1 protein-coding gene is annotated in these 1001 nt (G+C 54.1%); it reads left to right on the top strand.

The annotated features are described in order from the left end of the window. Positions 1-246: 246 nt before the first annotated feature. The gene (locus V6D20_08020) at positions 247-882 is read left to right on the top strand and encodes a hypothetical protein (protein ID HEY9815731.1); all 636 of its coding nucleotides are present in this window, start codon (positions 247-249) and stop codon (positions 880-882) included. Positions 883-1001: the final 119 nt, after the last annotated feature.

The raw sequence follows: 1001 nt of genomic DNA, 5'->3' as shown, positions 1-1001 counted from the left end.
AGCAAGGATCAGGAAAGACTTTGGAAACCCCGAGGACGGACGAGTCTTCGGTTCCGCAACTATCCGCCCGCGTCTCCGGCCAGAGACCATCTCTCCTCATCCCACCCACCGCCAAAGATGATCGAAAGCTATTTGTTGGTGGTCTCCCAGCTGATAGTAAGTAAATCCCACTTGTGAAAGATCCGCTGCGACCTCGTGTTGATATGGCCACAGTGTCACTCACAGTGATGCACGTCTGAAATTTTGATGTTTTTTTCCACAGTCACCGACGAAGAGTTTTCCTCCTTCTTTGCCCAGTTTGGCAATGTATTGGATAGCATCGTCATGTTTGATTATGAAACAAAACGTTCCAGAGGCTTTGGCTTTGTCACCTATGAAGATCCGGCGGTAGCTCGCCACCTCTTGTCGCTCGGCCATGAACATAACAAAGGACCCAACCCACACTTGACGGGTCGTATCCAACTTCGCGACAAGTTGGTGGAGATCAAGGCGGCTCAGCCTAAGGAAGGTCGTTCGCGTCCTCAGGCTCGCGGAGGTCGCCGTATCAAGGCGGTCGCCGATGCTTCAGTTGTCCCAGAAGCCTACCCCGTCGGCCCCGAGCCCATGTACGGACCTTATGGCGCTGTTTACCCCGGCATGCCCAACTATGGTTATCCCGTGGCTGGATATGGAGTGCCTGCCTATGCTCCAGCTCCTGCTACCCCTGTATATCCTGCTGGATATTTCCAGGGTTACATGGCCCCCGTGTTCTACCCCACCTATGAAATGGCGGCCCCCGCTCCGGCGGCCATGGTCGATCACACTGGTGCTCCAGTGGCTGGCTATGCGTTCGTTCCCTTTGCCTCGCCCATGGCTGGCACTACTGCCCCGGATCAGAACTAACTGTTCAAACTTTGTGTCGCTGCTGAATCATTCGTACTGTTTGGACCCGACCTTGCCTGGCGACCATCAGTGAGCGCGCTCAGATCATCTTCTCTCCTTTACTAATAATATGGAGTGCT

The sequence above is a fragment of the Candidatus Obscuribacterales bacterium genome, from assembly GCA_036703605.1.
In the GTDB taxonomy this organism is placed as follows: domain Bacteria; phylum Cyanobacteriota; class Cyanobacteriia; order RECH01; family RECH01; genus RECH01.
Note: the sequence above shows the minus strand (reverse complement) of the source record. Positions and strands in the feature narration are given on the sequence as shown.